Here is a 23,420-nt window from a genome sequence, read left to right as displayed (position 1 = left end):
ATTTTAGGTGCGCGAGCGCTGTGCCATGCGCAGGTAAGGCACAGATACGCCTAAATGCCCGCGTCGGCAGGCGTATTCCAGTTCGAGAAGAGGTCTATTTCGGCTGGTTCCAATGGAAGTGCTTTTATTAAAGCTTCTTGAGTGGATTCGTGGAGCAGCTTTTGAAGTCTAAAATGGCCTGCGTCCAATGCGGCTTGCAGGCGGGGGAGAAGAGTTCGGGGGTAAAGTCCAGCCAAAGGCTCGTAGCCGTGAGGGCCATAAGGAACGACCCCGATGCGTCCTCCTCCGGTGGAAATCATTTTTTGGAGGTAGGTGGGGGTTAATTGTGGGAGATCCACGGCCAGGATTAGCACCCAGGGATGGCTCGCGGCCGCTAGGATTGCGATGAGTCCGGCGAGGGGGCCGGCATCAGGCACGGTATCGTGAACCACTCGGGCGTTGGGGAGGGTGGTCGCATAGTCCGTGTCGAGGCGGCCGGAGATGATGAGATCGGTGATTCCCAGGCTGCGGAGCAGTGCAGCTTGGTGGGCGATGAGAGGCGGGCCGTCCGGCGCGGGGAAGGGCAGGAATGCCTTGTCACGCCCCATGCGCGAGGAGCGTCCGCCGGCGAGAATGGCACCCGTGATCGCGAAATCAGGCATGAGTGGAAATGGAACTGGCCGGCGAAACCCGCAGCCAACCATCTGTAAGGATCTTGGCGCGGAGGCCGCCATGATCTTTGAGTGCAGCGTGCGCTCTGGGGGCAAAGGCTTGGTCCATCCAATGGCAGGGAGAGCATTCGGCAGTGCCGAGAAACGTGATCCCCTGAATCGTGAATTGCTGGCCAATGAGCGTGTTCAGGTCGATTCCGCGAGTGATGACATTGCGGCGGAATGCCGAAGGCTCGGGATGAGTGCCGGCCAGTGGAAGAAACGTGGCGCAGAGTTCGTCATAGATTTCGGCGGCGAAGAAGGTGATTTGGCCTTTGTAGTCGGGTTTGTAATCGAAGTAGCGGTCTCCGCGGATGCCGTGTCCGGCGACGCACTCGATTTCGGAGACGGAGAGAATCGGATGTTCGCCGGCGGGCTGGCCGTGATGACCGAAGTAATTGTGGCCCGGTGAAACGTAAAGATGTTCGATGCGGATCATCGTTAGGAACCGTTGAGGTGTTTCAGGCATTCGCGGATCGCGGGGAGGAGCGGTGGGAGGCATTCGCCGATGGCGCGGGGGTTGCCGGGGAGGTTGATGATGAGCGTGCGACCGCGCGTGCCGGCGGTGGCGCGGGAGAGGATGGCGGTGGGGACTTTGGCGAAACTCACGGCGCGCATGGCTTCGCCAAAGCCGGGGAGTTCGCGTTCGAGGACGTCGCGAGTCGCCTCGGGCGTGACGTCGCGCGGCGCGGGGCCGGTGCCGCCCGTGGTGACGATGAGATCGCAGTGCTCGGTGTCGCAGAGCGTGCGCAACGTGTCAGCGATGGTGGCGCGGTCGTCCGGGATGAGGCACGAAAGAAACGCGGGCGCGGGCTCGAATGCGGGGGCGAGGATGCGTTCGATTTCGGGACCGCTGAGGTCGGCGTAGATGCCGGCAGAGGCGCGGTCGCTGAGGGTGACGCGGGCGATTTTCATTTCTTCTCTTTCAGTGAAACGCGGACTTCGCCGATGACCATTTGTTTGTCCACGGCCTTCATCATGTCGTAGAGGGTGAGCGCGGCAACGGAGACGGCGGTGAGGGCTTCCATCTCGACGCCGGTTTTTCCGGTGAGGCGGGCTTCGGCGGTGATGAGGATGCGGTCGGCTTTGATGGTGAAATCAACGGAGACTTTATCGAGAGCCAGTGGGTGGCAGAGGGGGATGAGATCGGCGGTTTTTTTGGCGGCCATGATGCCGGCGAGGCGGGCGCAGGCGAGGACGTCGCCTTTGGGGAGGGCCTGCTTTTTGAGCAGGCGGATCGTGGCGGGGGCGCAGCGGAGTTCGCCGGTGGCGACGGCGCGGCGGAGTTGCGGCGGCTTGGCGCCGACATCGACCATCGTGGCGGCGCCGGTGGTGTCGAGGTGGGAGAATTTTTTCATGAATTAGGAGCAGCAAAGGACTTCGACTTGGGAACTCGCGGATGGAGTCGAGGGCACGCGGAGCAGGGCGTTGGCACGGGCGAGAACAGTGAGATCGGAAGAGTCACGCCAAGGTAGCGCAGTGACGGAGTCGTGGGTGAGGAGCGCGGGCCACCAGGTTTCGCGCGGGTCGGGGCGGAGTTCGGAACGGGGCGCGAGTTTGGCGCGGATAAGTGCGACGGGTTCCGTTCCGGCGAGGCGGGCGAGGACGCGGCGGACGAAGAGGTGGAAGCAGACGAAGTGGGAGAGCGGGTTGCCGGGGAGTCCGAACGCGAGGCAGCCTTCGCGCGAGGCGGCGATGAAGGGTTTGCCGGGGCGGCTGGCGACTTTGTCGCAGTGAATCGTGAAGCCGGCGTCGGCAAGGAGCGCGCCCGTGTGGTCGTGGTCGCCGACGCTGGCACCGCCACTGACGAGGAGGATGTCAGGCTGGAGCGCGAGCGCGGCGGCAAGGGCTTCGGCGGTGGCTGAACGGGAGTCGGAGACGCGTTGCTGCCAGATCAGGTCGGCGTGGGAATCGCGGAGGAGTGCGGCGATGAGCGTGGAGTTGGAGTCGCGGATCTGGCCGGAGGCGGGCGTGGCGTCAGGAGAGACGAGTTCGCCGCCGGTGACGAGGTGCGCGACGCGGGCGCGACGGGAGACGAGCGGGGCGGTCGCGCCGACGGAGGCGAGGAGGGCGAGGGCGCCGGCGTTGAGGAGCTGGCCGGGGGAGATTAGGGTGTCGCCGGCACGGGCTTGGGAGGCGCGGCGGCGGATGTGTTTGGTGGACGGAGATTGGAGGAGGTGGACGCGGCCGGTGTCGGTGGCCTTGGTGTCCTCTTGCATGATGAGTGCGGCTTTCTCGGGAGGGAGGGCGCTGCCGGTGAGGATGCGGTAGGCGGTGCCGGGGGAGGGCGCGGAGGCGGGCGCGGGAGCGCCGGGGTGGATCGTGCCTTCGAGGGTGACGAGGCCGGCGGGTTGGTCGGTGTGGACGAGGTAGCCGTCGATGGCGGAGCGGTCGAAGGGCGGCTGGTCTTCGGGAGCGAGGATGGTTTCGCGGAGGATGCGGCCTTGGGCGGAGGCGAGGGGGATGCGCTCGGAGGGAAGGGGCGACGGGACCAAGGCGTCGAGTTGTATCCAGAGATCGGCGACGGAAATCATGCGGGCAGGGTGTCGGTTTTCCAGATGGGGACGTCTTGCTTTAGGCGGTCCATGAAGGCGGCGAGGAGGGCGAAGGCGGGGGCGCGGTGTTTGGCTTGGACGGCGATGTGGATGGCGGCTTCGCCGACGGGGACGGTGCCGGTGCGGTGTTGGACGAAGACGAAGTGGCAGGGGTGTGTGGCGGCGAGTTCGGTGAGGAGGCGATGCATCACGGTCTCGGCCATCGGTTGATAGGCTTCGTAAACAAGGGCGGAGATGGGTTGGTCGTTTTCGGAGCCGCGGACCGTGCCGGTGAAGGTGGCGAGCGCGCCGACACCGGCGTCCACGGATGAAGCGGGCGGGGTGATGACGGAGGGGGAGATGAGGATCTCGATGTGCACGGGTTTATTTCAATCGGGTGTCTCGCGAAGGACGCAAAGGACGCGAAGGTAAATCAGCCTCCGGAGACGGGCGGAATGACCGCGATCTCGTCGGTTGGTTCGATGTGTGCGGAGGAAGTCAGGAAGTCGTTGTTGCGGGCGAGGCGTGAGGAGGAGCGGAGACTGGCGAGGTCTGGGTGGCGTTGAACGAGTTGCTCCCAAAAGGCGGAGATGGAGAGGGGCTCGGTGGCAGGGATTTCTTCCTCGGAGAAGCCGGTGATACGGCGGGCGTTGGCGAAGTAGAGGACGGTCATTTTTCGGAGGAAGTGTAACCTAATAGGTTACACTTTGGATTGTGTAGATTAGCCACCGATGGCGGTCATGGGGCGGGAGGGGACGTAGTCAGTTTGGAAGGTGTGGTCTTCGGGTTTGTTGGCGATGGCTTCGGTGAGGAGCGCGTCGAGGTCGGCGTGGCCGGCGCGCAAGGGGGCGAGGAGGTCGATCTCGCCGTGGCGGCCGAGGCAGGGGCGGAGTTTGCCGTCGGCGGTGAGGCGGAGCTTGTTGCAGGTGCCGCAGAAATCAGGAGTGGTTAAGGCACCGATGAAGCCGACGAGTGCGCCATTTTGCGCGCGGGTGTAACGAGCGGGGCCGTGGCCGGCGCGGTAGTCGGGCAGGGTTTCGAGCGGGCCGAGTTCGGACTCGATGCGGGCGCGAGCGTCTTCGCAGGAGAGGAAGTTTTCGGAGCTGAGGACGTCGGTGCGGGTGAGCGGCATCAACTCGATGAAACGGACCGGAGTGCGGTGCTCGGCGGCGAAACGAACGAGGGGGACGAGTTGGTCTTCGTTCACGCCGCGCATGAGGACGACGTTGAGTTTTACGGATTCGAAGTCGGCGGTGAGGGCGGCGTGGATGCCGGCGAGGGCGTCGGCGAGGCGTCCGCCGGTGACGCGGCGGTAGGTGTCGGTGTCGAGCGCGTCGAGTGAGACGTTGACGGAGGTAACGCCGGCGTTGCTGAGGTCGCGGGCGGCGGAGGCGAGGCGGGTGCCGTTGGTGGAGAGGCCGAGGGATGTGGTCGTAGGTAACGCGGCGATACCTGCGGCGATGGTGGCGAGGTCGGGACGGAGGAGTGGTTCGCCGCCGGTGAGCCGGAATTTTTTGAAGCCGAGTCGGGAGGCGGAGGTGGCGATGCGGATGAGTTCTTCGGCGGTGAGGTGGTCGGGGCGTTGCGCCCAGCCCTTGTAGCCTTCGGGCATGCAGTAGAGGCAGCGCTCGTTGCACCGGTCGGTGACGGAGATGCGCAGGTAGTCGATTTTCCGTCCGAAGGGGTCGTTCATGTGATGACGAGTTTGAGCGAGGCGATACCGAGGACGGCGGCGAGGACGGGGCGGAGTTGGGAGAGGCGTGCGTTGCGGCTGCCCCAGAGGGCGCCGAGAAACCCGCCGGCGATGACGGCGAGGGCGAGGAGCGGCCAGGCGGAGGGCAGGTGATGGAGTGAGGCGGAGTGTCCGGCGAGGCCGGCGGCGGAGTTGACGAAAATGAACGGTGCGGAGACGGCGGCGGCGGTCTTGGTGTTGGACCAGCGCATGAGCAGGAGGAGTGGCGTGAGAAAAATGCCGCCGCCGACTCCGATGAGACCGGAGGCGAGGCCCATCACGGCACCGAAGATGAGAACGAGAAGGATCGGGGCGGGGCGGAGGGCGTCGGTCTTGGGTGCGGGGAGGAGCAAGCGCAGGGCGGCGAAGCCGAGAGCGAGGGCGAGCAGGAGTTTGAAGGCGGGAGTGGGGAGGGAGAGGCGTCCGCCGAGGAAGGCGAAGGGGATCGAGGTGACGGCGAAGGGCCAGAAGAGGCGCCAGGCAAAATGTCCGGCGCGGAAGAAGAGCACGGTGCCGATGAGGGAGACCGCGAGGTTGAGCGTGAGCGCGGTGGGCTTCATCACGGCGGGGGCGATGCCCGCGAGCGCCATGACGGCGAGGTAGCCCGAGGCACCGCCGTGGCCGACGGCGCCGTAGAGGACGGCGACGAGAAGCAAGGGAGCCAGGAGGATGAGCCAGTCGGTGGTCATGGGCCGATGGTTACCAAGGTGGCGGCGGAGGCGTTATATTCAAATGGATATAACGGTCGGGATCATGAAAGTTGCGCGGGATTTGGATGAGCGGCTCGCGTGCGGTCGAACGGTCAGGACTTCAGCAGGTCGGCGATGCGGGCGCCGGATTTTTCGCAGGCGGATTGGGCGGCGGTTTCCATTTCGCGGTAGAGGCGGAGGACTTCGCGGCCGGTTTCGGAGAGGGTGGCGCCGCCTTTGGCTTTGCCTCCGCGGGATTTGAGGACGAGGGGTTCGGCGAAGGCTCCGTCCAGGCTCTTCACGATCTGCCAGGCGCGCATGTAAGACATCTCCATCGTCTTGGCGGCTTCGCTGATGGAGCCGGTCGCGTCGATGCGGGCGAGGAGATCGGCTTTGCCCGGGCCGAAGGCGAAGCGGCGGCCGGAGTTCATGCGGATCTTGGCTTCGACGGTGAGGGGGGCGGACATGGGGGATGAGGTTGTGAAATTAGGGCGCTTGGAACCGCCAAGGGCTAAAATCCTGATTTCTTTTGTTTTTTGGGTCTTTTGGGACGGATGCCATTCCCCCGATTCCGTAGCTTACACTGGATTTGAAGGATGTAATTCGCTGACTGCCGTAGAATGATGCTTCGAATAAGAACTCCACGTAGCCTACAAACGGCAAGGAGCGCTCAAAGAAACGGGGATCCTTTTTGAGTATCCATTTTACGGCCGCTTCCTCGTCACTCTTCCACTCCACGTCGAGTTGGCTGTAGGCACTAATCAAGGCTCTATATTCTTTTTGCTCACGGTCTGGCACGCTCAGCAGGGCAGTAAAAATTCGTTTTGTTGTGGGTGTGCCATCAGTGGAGTAAGCCGGAGTGAGCGCCTGCCAACTAGACCAGTTTTTGCGATCGGGGCTGTAGCGTGCGAACACAGAGCCGATCCATGGTGTGGAAGTTTGTCCGCTGGCGAGCTGAATGGGTTGGCTGTCCGGTTCGATCATCACTCTTGCGGTGACCGAGGAAGCGGGGCGCCATGAAAGTCCGGTGGCGAGCGGGGATGTTTGAATCCACCCGTTCCTAGCTGAGGCTGGGGATGAATCCCACCCGAGACCTTGAGGGCTAATATCGATAGTGTCTGACCACGTGGACTTGAGCTTGGCGTCGTCGGGTTTGGTAAAATCGATTTCGAGGGAGTTGCCTCCCATGATTGAGCCAAAGACTGGAGCGGCTATCAGAATCGCGATTATGACCGGAAGGCTTCTGAAGCAAGGAGAGGGCATACAGATAAGGCCAACGCGGAATGCAAGGTGGGGCAAATGAGAACGTAGGTCAGCTGCGGGCAAGGCGGACGGCGCAGGCTTTGTAGGACGGCTGGCGGGAGTGCGGGTCGAAGGACGGGAAGGTGAGGCGGTTCACGGCGTCGAAGTGCATCGGCATGAAGAGCTGGCCGGGTTGCACGGTGGACGTGACGACGGCGAAGGCTTCGGCGTCGCCGCGGCGGGAACTCACGAGGACATCGTCGTTGTTGGCGATGCCGAGACGAGCGGCGTCGGCGGGGTTGATTTCGACGTAGAGGGAGGTCGGGGCGAGTTTGACGAGAACATCGCTTTTGTTGGTGCGGCTGCCGGTGTGCCACTGCGCGGAGCTGCCGCGGCCGGTGTTGAGGAGGAAGGGATACGCTTTGTCCGGCGGCTCGGGCATGGGGCGCGGTTCGTCGAAGTGGAAGACGGCGCGCTGGTCGGCAGTGTAGAAATGGCCGTCGGTGAAGAGGCGGCGATGCGAACCAAGCTTAGAGCCAAGAGCTGGGAGCTGAGAGCTGGAATCAGCGGGGTAGGGCCACTGGATCCCGCCGGAGTGTTGGATGTGGTCGTAACCTTCGATGCCGGTGATGTTGCAGGGTTGTCCGCGGGTGAGTTCGCGGAGGATGCGGAAGGCGGCTTCGGGGGACGACCATTGGCGGAACATGTCTCCGCAGCCCCAGGCTTCGGCGACGAGTTGGAAGATGGCGAAATCGCTGAGGGCTTCGCCAGGGGCGCGGGAGACTTTGCGGGAAACGCCGAGGCGGCGTTCGCTGTTGATGAAGACGCCTTCCTTCTCTCCCCAGCCGGCGGCGGGGAGGACGAGGTCGGCCATCTGCGCGGTCTCCGTCGTGGCATACATGTCCTGCACGACCATGAACTCGAGTTTGCGGCGGAGTTCGGGGAAACGCTTTTGGTTGATCCAAGAGTGCGCGGTGTTTGTGGCGATGACCCAGAGGCCTTTGATGGCGCCGCTGTCGATGCCGTCTATAATCTGGTCGTAGGCCCAGCTTTTTTCGGAGGGAATTTTTTGCGCGTCGATTCCGAGGATGGCGGCGACGTGGGTGCGGTGGGCGTCGTTGGCGAAGTCGTATCCACCGAGCAAGGACGAGGCGTTGCCAAAGAGGCGCGAACCCATGGCGTTGCACTGGCCGGTGATGGAGTTGGCGCCGGTGCCGGGGCGGCCGATGTTGCCGGTCATCAGGGCGAGGTTGATGATGGCTTGGGCGGTGCGGGTGGATTCGTGGCCTTGGTTGACTCCCATCGTCCACCAGAAGGAGACGCGTTCCTTGGTGGCGATGATCTCGACGACGCGGTGGAGGGTCTCGACGGGCAGGCCGGTTTCGGTGGAGACGCGCTCGGGGGTGAAGGCGGCGAGGAAGGAGGCGAACGCGGGGTAGTTGGACGTGTGGGCGTCGATGAAGTCGCGTTGGACGGCGCCGCGTTGGATGAGGAGGTGGGCGAAACCGTAGAGGAGCGTGAGGTCGCTTTTGGGGAGGAGCGGGACGTGGAGGGTGGCGGCGACGGCGGTCTCGGTGCGGCGGGGGTCGATGACGATGATCTCGGGTTTGCGCTTATTCATCATCACGCGCTGCCACATGATGGGGTGGGCGATGCAGGGGTTGGCGCCGATGAAGATGAGGGCGTCGCTTTCCTCGAAGTCGGCGTAGCTGAAGGGCGGGGCGTCGAAGCCGAAGGATTGTTTGTAGGCGACGTGGGACGTGGCCATGCACTGGCGCGTGTTGGAGTCCACGTGGAGCATGCCCATGCCGAATTTCGCGAGGGCGCCGAGGAGCGCCATTTCCTCCATAACGATCTGGCCGGTGCTGAGGAAGGAGAGCGCGTGCGGGCCGTGGGTTTGCTGGATGCGTTTAAAGTTTTCGACGAACGCGGCGAGGGCGACGGGCCAGGAGACGGGTTCGAGGAGGCCGGTGATTTTGTTGCGAAGGAGGGGAGTGGTGAGGCGGTCGGTGGCGGCGAGCGGGGTGAGGGCTTCCCAGCCTTTGGGGCAGGCCATGCCGAGGTTGACGGGGTAGGCGGGGTCGGGGCTGAGGTTGATGGCCTGGCCGGAGGCGTCGCGGTGGATGTTGAGCGAGCAGCCGGTGCTGCAGAAGCCGCAGATGGATTGGGTGGTCGAGGCGGGGGTGAGGCGGGAGGGGTGCTGCGGAATGCCGAGGCCGAAGTCGGAGGGGTGGCGCACGAGCTCCGTGGTCATGGGACCGGTGCGGGCGCGGAGCGCGAGGAGAGTGGTGTTTAACACAGAGGACACGGAGGGCGCGGAGGACGTAGAGCGGAAGACAGAGGACGGAGGGCGGACGGATTAGGAAGAGGGGACGCCGGGCATTTTTGGGGAGTCCACAGCTTGGAAGAAGAGGGTCCGTTCGATGAGTTCGCCGATGAGGAGGAAGAAGAAGCCGATGGCGGCGTGGTTGGAGAGGAAGAGTCCGGCGGTGAGGAAGGCGAGGATGAGACGTGCACCCCACAGGCGGCGGAGCGGGCCTTGCTGCAGGCGGGCCGAGACGGAGTCGCCGCGGTAGGTGATGAGTTCGATCGCGAGCTTTGCCGCGAGGGCGAGGGCGGCGAGCTTGGGGTTGTAGAAGGCGAGGGCGGCGATGACGACGGTGCCGGCCATGCGGCCGAGAGTCTGGGAGAGACGCCAGAAATGGCGGCGGGTGTCAGTGTAGATCATGGCGCTGCAGAAGACGCCGGCAGTCGCGATCAGAATCGCGGTGGGACTGAGGACAGCGATCAGAGGACGGAGAAGGGACGGAACGTAAGGAACGATCCATTCACTGATGGCCGAGGTGAGAAAGAGGGGAAACGCGGTGCCGAGGAGGACGGCTTCGCGGCTGAGCCAGCTGCGGCGGAGTCCGAGAAAAATACGCCAAGCGCGGAAAGGTTGGCCCAAGTGGGCGACGCTGGCGACGAGGCCGGCGGTGAAGAGGGTGAGAGCCAGGAGGGGAAGTCCAGAGTCTAGGGTCCAGAGCAGAGAGCCGATCAAGAGACCGAGGCCGAGTTGGGTGAGGACTAAGAGGACGACGAGGGCGTAGTGGGCGTGCTGGGGGCGGAGGGTGTCGGCGTCGGCGGCACGGAGGTTATGGGGTAACGGATTTTTGGATACGTAGCGCGTGGTGGGCTTCGTGTAGGAGGGATCCGGGGCGGCATGGAGCCACTGGCTGGGTTCGGTGGCGGAGGTGACCTTGATGATGGTGATGGCCTCGGTGGGGCAGGACTGGACGCACGCGGGGGCTTCGCCGGCGGCGAGGCGGCCGTGGCACATGTCGCACTTGCGGACGATGCCGAGGCGGTCGTTGAACTTGGGGACGTCGTAGGGGCACTTGAGCACGCAGTAGCTGCAGCCGATGCACTGGTCGTCGAGGTGGACCACGATGCCGGTGACCGGATCTTTCTCGTAGGCGAGAACGGGGCAGCCGTTGAGGCATGCGGGGTCTTCGCAGTGGTGGCAGGCGGTCGTTACGGTTTGCTGGAAGGGATGGACTTCGGTGCCGCCGAGGACGAGGCCGACGTCGCGCCAGGTTTCGTTTTCGTCGAGACCGTTGAGGGAGTGGCAGCCGGCGACGCAGGCTTTGCAGCCGGTGCAGCTGTCGAGATCGACTTGGAAGGCGTATTGCTCGCCGGGGACGGGGGCGGAGAGCGGGATGAGCTGGGAGCGCGGAGCGTTGCCGGAGTCGTGGGCCGTCGCGAAGCGGGCGACAGGAGTGTCGAGGCGGCGTTGCGACTCGATAAGTTCGTCGATGAGCGTGCGGACCGGGTCGGTCATTTTTGGGGTGTGTCTTTAAAATAATCCCACGCTCTGCTTACGCCCTTCGGGTAACTTGAAAACCAAGCTGGACCGGCGTTGTCCTCGCCGGCACGGGCCTTTGGCCCGCCTCCGTCTCGGCCGCCTTGGCCGAGCATGGTTTTGAAGTTACAAAGCATGGGCTTATTTCAAAGACACACCCTAGTAAACGTCCCGCTGGTAGCGCTTGGCGGTCTTGAGGGATTGGACGTAGGCGGTGGCTTCCTCGGGGGATTTTTTTCCGGCGAGTTCGATCGCTTTGTGGAGGGCAGCATCGACGTCCTTGGCCATGCGGGAGGCGTCGCCGCAGACGTAGAAGTAGGCGCCTTGCTCGAGCCACGCGTAGAGTTCGTCGGCGGCGGCGAGCATCTTGGTCTGGACGTAGATCTTCTCGGGTTGGTCGCGGGAGAACGCTAGGTCGAGGCGGGTGAGAACGCCGGCGGACTGGAGCGCGGTGAGTTCGTTTTGGTAGAGGAAATCGGAGGACGCTTTCTGGTCGCCGAAGAAGAGCCAGTTTTTGCCGGGTGCCTGGGTAGCGGCGCGTTCTTCGAGGAAGGCGCGGAAAGGGGCGATGCCGGTGCCTGGGCCGACCATGATTATCGGGGCGTTAAGGTCGGCGGGCGGGCGGAAGGCTTTGTTGCTGTGGACGAAGATGCCGGCGGTGCCGTGGGCGAGGGCGCGCTCGGCAAGGAAGGTGGAGCACACGCCTTTGCGCGGGAGTCCGTTCAGTTCGTAGCGGACAGCGCCGACTGTGAGGTGGACCTGGGTCGGGTGGGCCTTGGGCGAGGAGGAGATAGAGTAGAGACGGGGCTGGATTTTTTTCAGCGTGGCTACGAAGGCGGAGGGAGCGGGTTTGGTGGCGGTGGCGTGGAGGGCGTCGAGGACGTGGTGGACGGGGGTCGTGACGTTGAGGAGTTCGAGCAGGGCGGGGGCGGGTTTGCCGAGTTCGTAGTGAACGGTGAGGGCGGTGCGCAGGGGGAGTTCGCCGACGGGGGTGGGGACGGCTTCCTCGCCGTCGCAGTCGAGGGACGCTATTATGGCGGAGACGAGGTCGGGGCAGTTTTGCGGGATGACACCGAGGGCGTCGCCGGCTTCGTAAACGAGGCCTGAGCCGGTGAGGTCGAACTCGACGTGGTTGACCTCCTTGGCGGAACCGGGGCCGTTCAGATTGCGGATGGCGAGGACCGGGGCAGGAAAAGGGTTTTTCTTATCGTAGGCGACGGGTGCGGAAGGTGGTGACGCCTCAGTGACCGGGACGGGCGCTGCTGAGGATGCTCCGAGGGCGTTGAGGGTGGTGTCGAGCCAGGCGTTGAAGGGGGCTTCGTAGTCCACGTCGCAGTCGGTGCGGGGACTGATGCGGGTGGCGCCGTGCTTCTCGAAGTAAGCGTCGAAATCTTTGCCGGCCTGGCAGAAGAGCGTGTAGTTGGTGTCACCGAGGGCGCAGACGCTGTAGCGGAGTCCAGCGAACGCGTGGCTGCCTTCGCGGAGGACGGTGTGGAGGGCCTTGGCGGTATCGGGTGGTTCGCCGTCGCCATAGGTGCTGGTGATGACGAGGAGGTTGGCGTGGTTGGGTAGTTGTTCGGCGGATACTTCGGCCATGTCGAGGATGGCGGGGGCGAAGCCGCGTTTGCCGGCTTCTTTGGCGGCTTGCTTGGCGAGGGCTTCGGAGGTGCCGGTCTGCGAGGCGAAGAGGATGGTGAGGGGCGTGAGTTGAGCGGTGAGAGTTGCGGGTTGAGAGCCGGCAACGGGGGCACGGTTGAAGATTCCGGCGAGGAAGCCGTTGAGCCAGGCGCGTTGCTCGGGAGAGAAAGGAGCGCTGTCGGGAATTTGCGGGATGGTGCTCATACGGAGAGAAACTCTTGAAGCTCTTTGTCGGAGTGGCGGCGGGTCCATTGGACGAAGGTCTCTCCGGAAGACTTTTTCGCGTTGTAGGTGCGTAGAATTCTTTCGGTGAGGGCGGGGACCTCGGTGGCGCGGACCCCGCGGAAGATCTCGCGGGCGATGCCTTGCTCGTGGTCCATGCCGCCCCCGAGGACCATGTGAAAACCGTCGGCACCGTCGGGTTGTTTTGCGCCGATCAGGCCGATGTCGCCGCAGTAGTGCTGGGCACAGCTGTTGGAGCAGCCGGTGAAGTGGATGTTGACGGGTTGCTCGACGACGAGGTCGGAGGATGTGAAGTGTTTGGCGAGCTTGGTGGCGGCTCCTTTGGTATCGGCTGCGGCGTATTTGCAGCCTCGGCTTCCGGTGCAGGCGATGATGCCGCTGGTGGTGCTGGAGGCTTCGGTGGTGAAGCCGAGGTGTTGGAGTTGGCGGCAGGCGGAGGCGACGAGGGCGTCGGGGACGTGGGGGATGATCACGTTTTGCCAGATGGTGAGGCGCAACTCGGACTTGCCGAAGTTAGCGGCGAGCGTGGCGAGGCCGTGCATCTGTTTCGCGGACATGCGGCCGACGGGGACGCCGATGCCGATGGAGGTGAATCCTTTTTGCGCCTGTTTGTAGGGGCCGATCCAGCCGTGCTTGATGAGCGGGCGGCGCGGTTCGCAGGCGGTGAGAGGAACGCGGACGAGAGGAAAGGAGAGTTTTTTCTGAACCTCGGCGAAAAAGCGGTCGAAGCCCCACTTATCGAGGACGTATTTGAGGCGGGCCTTCTTGCGGTTGGTGCGGTCGCCGTTTTCGGCGAAGACGCGGACGATGGCGGCGGAGACGGCAGTGGCTTCGGACGGTTTGATGAGCAGGCCGGTGTCGCGGGCGAAGTCCTGGTGTCCGCTGATGCCGCCGAGTTGGACGCGGAAGTAAGTGCCGAGAGAAACCTGAGGGTTGAGGCCTGAAACCTGGGAAACGGATTTTTCGCTGATGCGGGTGGCGATGAAGGCGATGTCGTTGGTGTCGGCGGCGACGGTGAGGCTGCCTCCGTTGTCGAAGGCGATGTTGAATTTGCGCGGGAGTCCGTAGCAGTCGCGGTGGTTCATGATGTAGTGGTGAACCGCTTTGGCGTAGGGGCGCACATCAAGGACCTCGGATGGGTCGAAACCGCAGTTGGGGGAAGCGGTGACGTTGCGGATGTTGTCCGCGCCGGCACCGCGCGAAGTAAGACCGAGCTCCTGCACGCGGGTGAGCACGGTGACGAGGTCGCGGGGCTTGAGCTCGCGGAGCTGGACGTTGCCGCGCGTGGTGAGGTCGACGTGGCCGTTACCGATTTCGGAGGCGAGGTCGGCGAGACCGTGAAATTGGTGGGCGGTGATCTCGCAGGCGGGGACGCGCAGGCGGATCATAAAACTGTCCTGCGCGGGGGCGACGTAGAAGAGGCCGTGGGTTTTAAACCGATACATGTTCTCGGCATCGGGAAACCTGTTGGCGTCGGCGTGGGCGATGAGGCGCTCCCAAGAGTCGAGCGGATCCTCTTTGTGTTTCCAGAGTTCCTCTTTGCAGAGATCGGCGAGGGCGGTGCCGTAGATCGTGGGTTCGGGGGCCAGAGGGGCTGGAGCTTGGCCGAGCTCGCTGGCTACGGAGAAAGGAAACGAGACACCTGCGCCGGCCATGAAACCTTGGAGGTATTCCTTCTGCGCGGCGGTGAAAGAGCCGGGGGTGCCTGCGGGAAATGTGGTCGATGTCTCGGTCATGAGTGCGTGCGTTGAGGGAGCACCGCCGATGCCATGAACGGCATTCGGTTAATTAAGGGCGTGAATAGTATTTTTAAAAATGATGAGTTTTTCTCATCATCGTTAAGCGTCTGCGAAGGAGGCTGAAACGCCCCGCTCTGGAAATAAGGAGCGGGGCGAATCGTCGGGCGCGAATGGGGATCAGTAGGCGTAGTCGGCCTGGAGCCAGAACTTGGTGCGGTCGGCGGTGGCGGCACCGGTCTGGTCGCTCCAGAACTTGGCGAACTTGGCGGTGAAGCTCAGTTGCTTGTTGAGCTTGTAGACGGCCAAGGCGTCGAACTCCTGTGCGAGCGTGGTGGCGGCGTCTTCGGTGCCGAAGAAATGGTAGCCGGCGAGGAGCTGGACGGGGCCGGGGGCTTTGGCGCCGGCTTTCAGGTAGGTGTCGGTGAGGCCGCCGGCGGGTGTGGCGAGGAAGGCATCGGCCCAGCCATTGAAGGCGTGCATGGTGGCGAGCGGGGCTTTGAAGCCGACGAGGCCGTTATCGGAACCGAGCACCTCGTAGCCGGCGGTGAGCGTGTAGGTTTTGTAGGCACCGCCGAGTTCGGCGACGTAGTAATCGGCGTTGTAGCCGAGGGCGCTGTTGCCGTAGTCGGACTGGGTGGCGTATTCGAGGCGGTAAGACGCCTTCCAGTCCTTGTTGAAGGGACGGGTGCCGGCGAGACTCAGGCCGTAGGTGGCGTTGGAATTATTGCGGACGGCGGTTTTGACGGCGGGAGCGGAGTCGGCGTCAAAGTCGAGCAAGTAGGCGTAGGCGGTCAGGGTGCCGATGGGGAAACCGGCATAGCTGGCGTTGAATACATGCGAGTTGGAATCCCAATCTGGCTGGGCGCCTGAGTCGTCGAAGATGCGGTTGATGCGTTCGAGGTAGGCGTAGGTTAGCGTGGTCTTCTCAAATGATTTATCCTGCACGACAAAGGCGTCGAACGTCTGGTCGTTCTGGCGCCAACCGACGTCGCCGATGAAGCGGGCGTTATCAAGAATAAGCTTCTGGCGGCCGAGCGTGCCCTTGGTTTTTTCGTAGGTGTAGGCAAGCCAGGCCTGGTTGACGTGATAGACCTCGGGATCGGCCACGGCGGCGTAGTTGGAGCCGTTGGTGCCGGTGCTGTCGAAGTAGTCCTTCACGATCGGCGTGACGGCTTCGCCCTCGATCATGGCCTGAAAGCCTTTGTAGGCCTTGGTCGTGTAGCCGAGACGCAGGCGGGCGGTGAGGGCGTCGGCATCGGCGAAACCGTCTTGATCGACGGTCTCGTAGCGGAGACGGGCGTTGATGGAGACTTTTCCGTGGGTGAGGGATTCGGTGAACGAAGCGGGCGCGGGGGCCGGATCGGCGATGAGGGCGCTTGCGCCGATGGAGGCGAGGAGCGCGATATGGAGGAGGTGCGATTTCATGGTGTGTGTCATTGCTGGCGGGAAGTGGTGGCGTGAGGCCAAGGCAGTGGCCTTGGTGACCCGTGAGGTCTCGGAAAAGGAGCGGTGCGGGCGGTGGTTAGGTGGTGGCGGCGAGTGCTCCGAAGAGCTTGCGCATGCCGCTCGGCTTGGCGGGCGGTGTGGGAGGCGTGGCGTGGGCGCTCTTCTCGGGACGGTGGTGGGAGCGTTCTTCGAGGAAGGTGATCAGGTGCTCACGAGCGGCGTAGTAGGCGGGATCTTCGAGGAGCTGCTTGCGATTGCGTGGACGAGGGAAATTGATCTCCAAAATATCACCGACAGTGGCGTTGGGTCCGTCGGACATCATGACGACACGGTCGGCGAGATAGAGGGCTTCATCGACGTCGTGGGTCACGATGAGGGCGGTCTTCTGGTCGCGCTGCCAGAGATCGAGGAGCACATCCTGGAGCTCCATCTTGGTTAGGTTGTCCAACATGCCGAACGGCTCGTCGAGGAGGAGCATCTTGGGGCTGAGCGCAAAGGCGCGGGCGATGCCGCAGCGTTGACGCATGCCTTGGGAAAGTTCGCCGGGGCGCTTGTGCATGGCGTCACCGAGGCCGACGACGGTGAGGTAGTATTCGGCGATCTGGATGCGCTCGGATTTGCTGGCGGTGTAGTAAACCTGGTTCACGCCGAGCATGACGTTTTCAAAGGCGGTGAACCACGGGAGCAGACACGGCGATTGAAACACGACGCCGCGGTCGGGTCCGGCGGCGGTGACCTCTTTGCCGGAGAGGATGATGCCGCCCTGCGAGACGTCGGCGAGGCCGGCGATCATGGAAAGGACGGTGCTCTTGCCGCAGCCGGAGTGGCCGATGAGGGCGATGAATTCGCCTTTGCGAACCTTGAGATTGAAGTCCTCGACGACCGTGAGCGGACCCTTCGGAGTCGGGAAGGTTTTGTGAAGCTGGGAGATTTCGAGGAAGGAGCTCATGGCTTAGACGGAGATGACGGTTTCGTTCTTTTCCTCGGAGAGACGGCGGGGCGGGCGGTTGACGCGGGGGGCGTCGAGGTTTTCCGGGAGGATGTCGGGCAGGATGAGCTTGCGGGAAAGCGAGGACTTGCGGGCGGCATTGAAACCGAGGAGCTGGTCGGTGATCTGGGCTCGCAGGCGCTTGAATTCGGGCTCGTGGTTGAGGGCCTTGCGGTCGCGGGGACGGGGCAGATCGATGGTGATGGGCGCGGCGAGAGTAGCACCGGGGCCGATGGTGAGCGGGATGACGCGGTCGGCGAGGAGGAGAGCTTCGTCTACGGAGTTGGTGATGAGGACGACGGTCTTTTTGTCAGACTGGCAGATGTCGTTGATCTCGTCCTGGAGGTTGGCGCGGGTGAGGGCGTCGAGGGCGGAGAGCGGTTCATCGAGGAGCAAAATGCTCGGCTGGATGGAGAGCGTGCGGGCGACGGATACGCGCTGCTTCATACCGCCGGATAGTTGACTCGGGCGGCGGTCCTTGGCGTGTGAGAGCTTCACCATCGCGATGTAGCGATCGATGTGGGCGGCGCGTTCGGCGGACGTTTTTTCGGGGAAGACGGATTTGACGGCGAGGTCGATGTTTTCGCCGACGGTGAGCCACGGGAGGAGCGAGTAGTTTTGAAAGACGAGACCGCGATCCGGACTCGGGCCGGTGATGGGCTGGCCGGAGAGGGTGAGGGTGCCGGAGTCGGGCTTGATGAGGCCCGCGATGAGCGACATGAGCGTGGTTTTACCCTGGCCGGAGTAGCCGACGATCGCGACGAATTCACCCTCGATGATGGAGAGGTTCACGTCGCTCAGCACGGGCGTGCCGCCGTAGGACTTGGAGACGTTTTTGAGTTCGAGAAAGGCCATGGTGTGCGGAAATCAGGCGGTCTTGAGGCGGCTCTCAACCAAGCTCATCAGGCGATCGAGGATGAACCCGATGATGCCGATGGTGAGGATGGAGAAGATGATGTTTCCGTAGTTGGCGTTGTTGTATTCGTTCCAAAGGAAGGAGCCGACGCCGGTGCGGCCCGTGAGCATCTCGGCAGCGACGATCACGAGCCACGCGATGCCGAGGGAGAGACGGAAACCGGTGAACATGTAAGGCAGCGTGGAGGGCACCATGATCTTGAAGAGCATCTGGGTGCGGGAGAGTTTAAGCACGCGACCGACGTTGAGATAGTCCTGAGGAATCGCGCGGACGCCGACGGCGGTATTGAGGACGGTTGGCCACATTGCACAGATCGCAATGGTGAAGAGGGCGCCGTTTTCGAGGGCCTGTTTTCCGGTGCTGAGGAAAAGCACCATGCCGAGCGGTAACCAGGCGAGAGGCGAAACCGGACGTAGCACCTGGACGATCGGATCGAAGAGACGTGAGAAGCCCTTCGAGAGACCGAGGAAGAAGCCGATCGGCGTGCCGACGATGAGGGCGATGGCGTAGCCCTTGGCGACGAGCGCCAGGGAATAACCGACGAGGCGGAGAATGCCCTGGTCCTGTTCACCGCGCTTGGCGAGCGGCTCCAGGACGTAGGGCTTGGCTACTTCCCACGTGGCGGCGGGAGTGGGAAGTTCTTTGGCGACGGTGGCGCTGAGCAGGGACCAGAAACCGAGGGTGAGCACAACGCCCGCAAGGAGGCAGGCGCAGTTGATGAGGAAATTGCGGACGTTGGCGTTCATGGGATTCGGCGGCTTGGTGCGGGAGAGCGGATCAGTTTTTCAGTGAGTTGACGGGGAAGCCCGTGGCGTAGGCTTCGAGGTCGCCCTTGGGGTCGAACGTGACGCCGTCGAAGAGCGTGACGGGGGAGTTGTCGATCTTGCGGTCGGTGACGCCGAGCTCGGCCATGGCTTCCTCGTAGATGTCGGGGCGCATGACGCGCTTCACGACACCTTCGTAATCGGGGGCGCCGGTGACCAAGCCCCAGCGGCGGAACTGGGTGAGCCACCAGAGGCCGAACTTGGGCTGGGGATAGTTGGCGTTGCGGATGGAGAAGTGCATCGGGGCTTCGTCGGTAACCTTGCGGCCGTCACCGTAGTCGAGCTGACCGAGCATGCGGCCGAGGATGATATTCTTGGGGCAATTGATGTAGTTGGGTTTGGATACGATGGTGCAGGCCTCGTCGCGGTTACCCATGTCGTCGAGCCAGACGGAGGCTTCGTGGATGGCTTTGAGGATGGCTTTAACCGTCTTGGGATTCTTGGTCGCCCACTCTTCGGTGAAGGCGAGGACTTTTTCCGGGTGGTCCTTCCACATGTCCTGCGTGGTGACGGACGTGTAGCCGATGTTGTCGGCGATGGAGCGGGCGTTCCAAGGCTCGCCGACGCAGAAGCCGTCCATCTTGCCGACCTTCATGTTGGCAACCATCTGGGGAGGCGGGATGGTGACGAGAGAGACGTCGGAGTCGGGGTTGATGCCGCCGGCGGCGAGATAGTAGCGCATCCACATGGCGTGGGTGCCGGGAGGGAACGTCATCGCGAACGTGAGGGGTGTGCCCTTGGCCTTGGCGGCGTCCACGAAGGGTTTCAGTGCTTTGGGATCAGCACCGACCTTGCCCTTGAAATCGTTGGACAAGGTGATGGCCTGGCCGTTGCGATTGAGCATCCAAGGGATGATCATCGGCTTGGGGGTCGCGCCGCCGAGGCCCATGGTGGAGGCGAACGGCATACCGATCAGCATGTGGGTGGATTGGATGTCACCCGAGCTGAGCATGTCGCGGATGGCGGCCCAGCTGGCGCCTTTCTTGATAGTGGCTTTGATACCGTATTTGGCGAAGAAGCCTTTTTCGTGGGCGATGACGATGGGCGAGCAGTCGGTCAGGGCGATGAAGCCGAAGGAGACCTCGGATTGCTCGGGAGTGTAGTCGGGCGCGGCGTGGGCAATCGAAGGCGCTAGGCTGAGAAGCGCAGCGAGACCGAGGGAGGCGGCGGTGGTTGCGATGAAAGAGCGTCGCGACGGTTGGCGGGGACGAAATGAATCAGGCGTGAACGAGTGTTTTGTCATGGCGGGAAGTGCGGGAAGGCTTCTGGGCAAGGTGGTAAAGATCGGAGCGGAAAGAGCGGGCGCCGAGATCGGCGGGAACCGTGATGCCGGCGGGCAGGAACCGGTGGCGGTTAAAACCATCGATGAGCCAGGCGGCTTTGGCGGCGGTGGGGTCGTTGGCGCCGTTGCGGTGGTAATGGATGAAGTCGTCGGCGGAGACCGTGCGGCCGTGGCCGTAGTCAAAGGGACCGACGAGACTCGACTGGATGACGCGCGCGGGAACGTTCATGTATTCGCGGCGGGCGAGAATCTTGCAGAGCTCAGGACGGAAATTGGTTTGGTCGCACAGGGCGGCGGCCTCGGAAAGGGCGGCGATCATGGCGAGGTGTTCTTCGGCGCGGGTTTCGGCGAAGTCGCTGCGGACCATGACCACTTTTTCCGCGTGGCCGGGGGCGAGGTCAGGACTGATGGCGGGGCACCAGCCGATTTTTTCGCGGACGGCTAGGGAGTTCCACGGATCGCCGACGCAGTAGCCGTCGATGGTGCCGGCGGCGAGATTGCGAAAAAGCTGGGGCGGCGGAACGACGACGATGCGCACGTCCTTCTCCGGATCGATGCCGCCGCTGCGCAGCCAGTCGCAAATGTGAATGCGGTGGGAGGAGTGGGCGAACACGACGCCGAAGACATAGGTGCGATCGTGGCGGGAGCGGATAATCTCGTCGCGCATGGTGACGGCATCGCGCACGCCGCGGTTCCAGAGATCCTCGGAAAGGGTGACGCAGTTGCCGTTGGTGTTGAGGACGAAGCCAGTGAGGCACTCGCAGGGCAGGCAGTTGAGACCGAGGTTGGTGCTGATCACCATCGCGCCGAGGGCGTGGGCGGCGTCGAGTTCGCGATGAATGACCTTGTCACGAACCGTGGCCCAGCCGACCTCGCGGCTGAGTTCGACACTCAGGCCGTGCTTCTGGAAGAAGCCGTTTTCATGTGCGACGATGATCGGGGCGGCGTCGTTGAGCGCGATGAAACCGATGCGCAATGGGCGGCGTGGCGCGGCGGTTGCCGGTGTTTTTCGAATGGTCGAGGTCATACGCAGATGTCCTTGCGTTAAGCCTCCGACGTGCCACCAACTGCGTTTGGAACAAGAAATGCTTTTCAAACATTTAATGAAAATGATGAGGAATCTTCATCGATGAGCGCCACTCTCGACAGCCGGCAGATGCTGGCCTTTGCAACTCTCGCCCGACGGGGAAGTTTTACCATGGCGGCGAAAGATCTGTTCCTGACGCAGTCGGCGGTCAGCCATACCATCAAGACCTTCGAGCGCGAGATGGGCGTGCGTCTTTTTGATCGCGTGGGCAAAAAAGTGCATCTGACGCAGGCGGGCGAGCAATTGCTTCCCCCTGTGGAGCGTATTTTGCGGGAGATGCAGGACGCGCGCACGGCGTTGGAAGAGCTGCAGAACTGGGGGCAGGGACGACTGCGTGTAGGCGCCAGCACGACGGCGTGTCACCACATTCTCCCTACAGTGCTGCGCGAATTTAAGCAGAGCTTCCCCTCGTGTGTGATCAAAATTGAATCCGGTGATCATCCGCGACAGCTGGAACTCCTGCGCAGTAACCAGGTGGATATCGCGCTCACGCTCGAATCGGAATCGAACGCGGCGGATCTGGTGTTTCGTCCGTTGTTTGAGGACGAGCTGAGGTTCTTAGTCTCTCCGATGCATCCTTGGGCGGCCAAGCGGAAGGCGCCACGAGAGGACATCGCGGCCGAAACGTTGGTGCTCTACAACAAGAGCAGTTATACGTTCCGGTTGGTGGACGAGTATTTCCGCGAGGAAGGGGTCTCGATGCAGAATGTGATCGAACTGGGCAGCATGGAGGCGATCAAGGAGCTGGTGAAGATCGGCATGGGGGCGGGCGTGCTGGCACCATGGATCGCACGTGAGGAGCTGGCGAAAGGTGCGCTGGTTTCGATTCCACTCGGGAAACGAAAACTGAAACGCCGGTGGGGCGTGTCGTTTCTGAAAGGACGTAAACTGCCGCTGGCCGAGGAAACGTTTGCCGGTTTGTGCGAAGCGGTGACGCAGGATTTCGGGCGCGTATCCGAGCTGGGCGCCTAACCAACGCGCCCGCACGCGCGGGCATATTGGTTGTTAGAATTGCTCGGCCATGGCGACTGCCTTGAAGAGGGCTGAGGCCTTGTTGACGGTTTCCTGGTATTCGGAGGTTGGTATCGAGTCGGCCACTACACCGGCGCCGGCCTGGATGTGGATTTTTCCATCCTTGATGAGCGAGGTGCGCAGCATGATGCAGGTGTCACTGTTGCCGTCGTAGCCAAAGTAACCGAGGGCGCCGGCGTAAAAACCGCGTTGGGACGGTTCGTTTTGGGCGATGATCTGCATGGCGCGGATCTTGGGCGCTCCGCTGACGGTGCCTGCCGGGAAGGTGGCGCGCATGAGGTCGTAGGCGGTCTTGCCAGAGGCGATTTTACCTTCGACCTGGGAGACGATGTGCATGACGTGCGAGTAGCGTTCGATGACGAAGCTCTCGGGGACGGTGACGGTGCCGTATTGGCAGACGCGGCCAATGTCGTTGCGGGCGAGATCGACGAGCATGAGATGCTCGGCGCGTTCTTTTTCGTCGGCGAGCAGGTCTTGCTCCAGCGCGAGGTCGTCGGCGTGGGTGACGCCGCGTTTGCGGGTGCCGGCGATGGGGCGGATCTCAACGAGTCCGTCGGTGAGGCGCACGTGCACCTCGGGCGATGCGCCGACGATGGCGAAGTCGTCGGCCTCCAAGATGAACATGTAGGGCGACGGGTTGACCGTGCGGAGGGCTCGGTAGAGATCGAGCGGGGACTTGGTGAACGGCTTGGTGAAGCGCTGCGACGGGACGAACTGGATGATGTCGCCGGAGCGGATGAACTCCTTGCAGTTTTCGACCACGGCCTCGAAGGCGGGCTTGGTGAAATTGCCGGCGGGGACTTCGACTTTGGCCGGTTCGGCGATGGGCGCGGGAGCGAGCGCGCTGGGTTCGCGTAGTAGGGCGTAGAGGGAGTTGAGCTCGGCGACCGCGGCGTCGTAGGCGGCGGCGGGATCGGCAGCGGTGCGCAGGTGGGCGTTGACGCAGAGACGGAGGGTTTGCTTGGCGCGGTCGAAGATCAGGAGCGAGTCCGACAGCATGAAATAGAGCAGGGGCATGCCCAGCTCGTCGGTTTTCGCGGCGGGCACGGTGGGCTCGATGCGCGTGACGTATTCGTATCCAATAAACCCTACGGCGCCACCGGTGAAGCGGGGGAGGCCGGGAATGTTGACGGGATGGTGGCCGGCCATCTCGGCCTCGATCAGCTTGAGAGGGTCCTGCGGAGTCGGGACGGTTTCAACACGCGGGGGCTGGCCGGACTGCGCGGGGATGCGGATCTCGGTGGTTTGGGGACCGCAGATGAAGAGCTTGCGCGGGCGGCAGCCGATGAAGCTGTAACGCGAGAGCTGTTCGCCGCCCTCGACGGATTCGAGGAGGTAGGACGGGCCGGCGGTCTTGAGCTTGGCGTAGGCGGAGACCGGCGTCTCGAAGTCCGCCATGAGGTCGGTGTAAACGGGGATGACGTTGCCTTGGGCGGCGAGTTTCAGGAAGTCCTCTCGGCGGGGGAAAATGTTCATGGGCGGGCGGTGTTGGACGCGC

Annotated in this window: 21 protein-coding genes and 1 pseudogene; 1 reads left to right on the top strand and 21 read right to left on the bottom strand. The window is 63.3% G+C overall.

Annotated elements, in window-relative coordinates; genetic code table 11:
• Nucleotides 1-50: 50 nt before the first annotated feature.
• From mobA to FPL22_RS05740, 20 genes and pseudogenes are all read right to left on the bottom strand, one after another.
• A complete protein-coding gene (gene mobA, locus FPL22_RS05835; RefSeq protein WP_162525204.1) occupies nt 51-641 on the bottom strand; it encodes a molybdenum cofactor guanylyltransferase in 591 nt (196 codons plus the stop codon).
• Nucleotides 634-1,128, bottom strand: coding sequence for an MOSC domain-containing protein (locus tag FPL22_RS05830; protein ID WP_144229168.1), 495 nt, complete (start codon nt 1,126-1,128; stop codon nt 634-636). The genes mobA and FPL22_RS05830 overlap by 8 nt, the downstream gene beginning before the upstream one ends.
• A 2-nt stretch (nt 1,129-1,130) precedes the next feature.
• Nucleotides 1,131-1,604 (bottom strand): molybdopterin adenylyltransferase, encoded by a 474-nt coding sequence (gene mog / locus FPL22_RS05825; RefSeq protein WP_144229167.1) that lies wholly within the window; start codon nt 1,602-1,604, stop codon nt 1,131-1,133.
• Nucleotides 1,601-2,047 (bottom strand): cyclic pyranopterin monophosphate synthase MoaC, encoded by a 447-nt coding sequence (gene moaC / locus FPL22_RS05820; RefSeq protein WP_144229166.1) that lies wholly within the window; start codon nt 2,045-2,047, stop codon nt 1,601-1,603. Before moaC ends, mog begins: the two co-directional genes overlap by 4 nt.
• Nucleotides 2,048-2,050: 3 nt before the next feature.
• Nucleotides 2,051-3,223, bottom strand: a complete 1,173-nt coding sequence (locus tag FPL22_RS05815; protein WP_144229165.1) for a molybdopterin molybdotransferase MoeA — start codon at nt 3,221-3,223, stop codon at nt 2,051-2,053.
• Nucleotides 3,220-3,603, bottom strand: coding sequence for a molybdopterin synthase catalytic subunit (locus FPL22_RS05810; RefSeq protein ID WP_144229164.1), 384 nt, complete (start codon nt 3,601-3,603; stop codon nt 3,220-3,222). The genes FPL22_RS05815 and FPL22_RS05810 overlap by 4 nt, the downstream gene beginning before the upstream one ends.
• Nucleotides 3,604-3,656: 53 nt before the next feature.
• Entirely contained in the window at nt 3,657-3,896 is a 240-nt protein-coding gene (locus FPL22_RS05805) for a MoaD/ThiS family protein (protein WP_144229163.1), read from the bottom strand.
• 48 nt (nt 3,897-3,944) lie between these two features.
• Entirely contained in the window at nt 3,945-4,916 is a 972-nt protein-coding gene (gene moaA / locus FPL22_RS05800) for a GTP 3',8-cyclase MoaA (protein WP_144229162.1), read from the bottom strand.
• A complete protein-coding gene (locus FPL22_RS05795; protein ID WP_144229161.1) occupies nt 4,913-5,644 on the bottom strand; it encodes a sulfite exporter TauE/SafE family protein in 732 nt (243 codons plus the stop codon). The genes moaA and FPL22_RS05795 overlap by 4 nt, the downstream gene beginning before the upstream one ends.
• 113 nt (nt 5,645-5,757) lie before the next feature.
• Entirely contained in the window at nt 5,758-6,111 is a 354-nt protein-coding gene (locus tag FPL22_RS05790; RefSeq protein WP_144229160.1) for a winged helix-turn-helix domain-containing protein, read from the bottom strand.
• Between the two features lie 19 nt (nt 6,112-6,130).
• Nucleotides 6,131-6,907, bottom strand: coding sequence for a hypothetical protein (locus tag FPL22_RS05785; RefSeq protein WP_162525203.1), 777 nt, complete (start codon nt 6,905-6,907; stop codon nt 6,131-6,133).
• A 49-nt stretch (nt 6,908-6,956) separates the two neighbouring features.
• The gene (locus FPL22_RS05780) at nt 6,957-9,140 is read right to left on the bottom strand and encodes a molybdopterin oxidoreductase family protein (protein WP_144230267.1); all 2,184 of its coding nucleotides are present in this window, start codon (nt 9,138-9,140) and stop codon (nt 6,957-6,959) included.
• 105 nt (nt 9,141-9,245) lie between these two features.
• Nucleotides 9,246-10,706 carry a DmsC/YnfH family molybdoenzyme membrane anchor subunit gene (locus FPL22_RS05775; RefSeq protein ID WP_144229158.1) on the bottom strand — a complete coding sequence of 487 codons (1,461 nt, stop codon included), beginning with the start codon at nt 10,704-10,706 and terminating at the stop codon, nt 9,246-9,248.
• Between the two features lie 180 nt (nt 10,707-10,886).
• Entirely contained in the window at nt 10,887-12,569 is a 1,683-nt protein-coding gene (locus tag FPL22_RS05770; protein ID WP_144229157.1) for a diflavin oxidoreductase, read from the bottom strand.
• Entirely contained in the window at nt 12,566-14,344 is a 1,779-nt protein-coding gene (locus tag FPL22_RS05765) for a NirA family protein (RefSeq protein WP_144229156.1), read from the bottom strand. The genes FPL22_RS05770 and FPL22_RS05765 overlap by 4 nt, the downstream gene beginning before the upstream one ends.
• A gap of 180 nt (nt 14,345-14,524) precedes the next feature.
• Nucleotides 14,525-15,772, bottom strand: coding sequence for an alginate export family protein (locus FPL22_RS05760; protein ID WP_162525202.1), 1,248 nt, complete (start codon nt 15,770-15,772; stop codon nt 14,525-14,527).
• A gap of 97 nt (nt 15,773-15,869) precedes the next feature.
• Nucleotides 15,870-17,636, bottom strand: a pseudogene (locus FPL22_RS18160) (ABC transporter ATP-binding protein).
• A gap of 12 nt (nt 17,637-17,648) precedes the next feature.
• Nucleotides 17,649-18,443, bottom strand: a complete 795-nt coding sequence (gene ntrB, locus FPL22_RS05750) for a nitrate ABC transporter permease (protein ID WP_144229154.1) — start codon at nt 18,441-18,443, stop codon at nt 17,649-17,651.
• A gap of 31 nt (nt 18,444-18,474) precedes the next feature.
• Nucleotides 18,475-19,764, bottom strand: a complete 1,290-nt coding sequence (locus tag FPL22_RS05745) for a CmpA/NrtA family ABC transporter substrate-binding protein (protein WP_144229153.1) — start codon at nt 19,762-19,764, stop codon at nt 18,475-18,477.
• On the bottom strand, nt 19,739-20,830 hold the full coding sequence (locus tag FPL22_RS05740) for a CmpA/NrtA family ABC transporter substrate-binding protein (RefSeq protein ID WP_144229152.1): 1,092 nt from the start codon (nt 20,828-20,830) through the stop codon (nt 19,739-19,741). Before FPL22_RS05740 ends, FPL22_RS05745 begins: the two co-directional genes overlap by 26 nt.
• Nucleotides 20,831-20,932: 102 nt before the next feature.
• Here FPL22_RS05740 and FPL22_RS05735 point away from each other — a divergent pair, with 102 nt between their 5' ends.
• On the top strand, nt 20,933-21,862 hold the full coding sequence (locus FPL22_RS05735; protein ID WP_144229151.1) for a LysR family transcriptional regulator: 930 nt from the start codon (nt 20,933-20,935) through the stop codon (nt 21,860-21,862).
• Between the two features lie 33 nt (nt 21,863-21,895).
• Here the strand turns inward: FPL22_RS05735 and trpE are convergent, their stop codons facing one another.
• On the bottom strand, nt 21,896-23,398 hold the full coding sequence (gene trpE, locus FPL22_RS05730; protein WP_144229150.1) for an anthranilate synthase component I: 1,503 nt from the start codon (nt 23,396-23,398) through the stop codon (nt 21,896-21,898).
• Between the last annotated feature and the right edge of the window lie 22 nt (nt 23,399-23,420).

Source organism: Rariglobus hedericola, from assembly GCF_007559335.1.
Taxonomy (GTDB): domain Bacteria; phylum Verrucomicrobiota; class Verrucomicrobiia; order Opitutales; family Opitutaceae; genus Rariglobus; species Rariglobus hedericola.
This window is presented reverse-complemented; position numbering and strand designations above follow the sequence as displayed.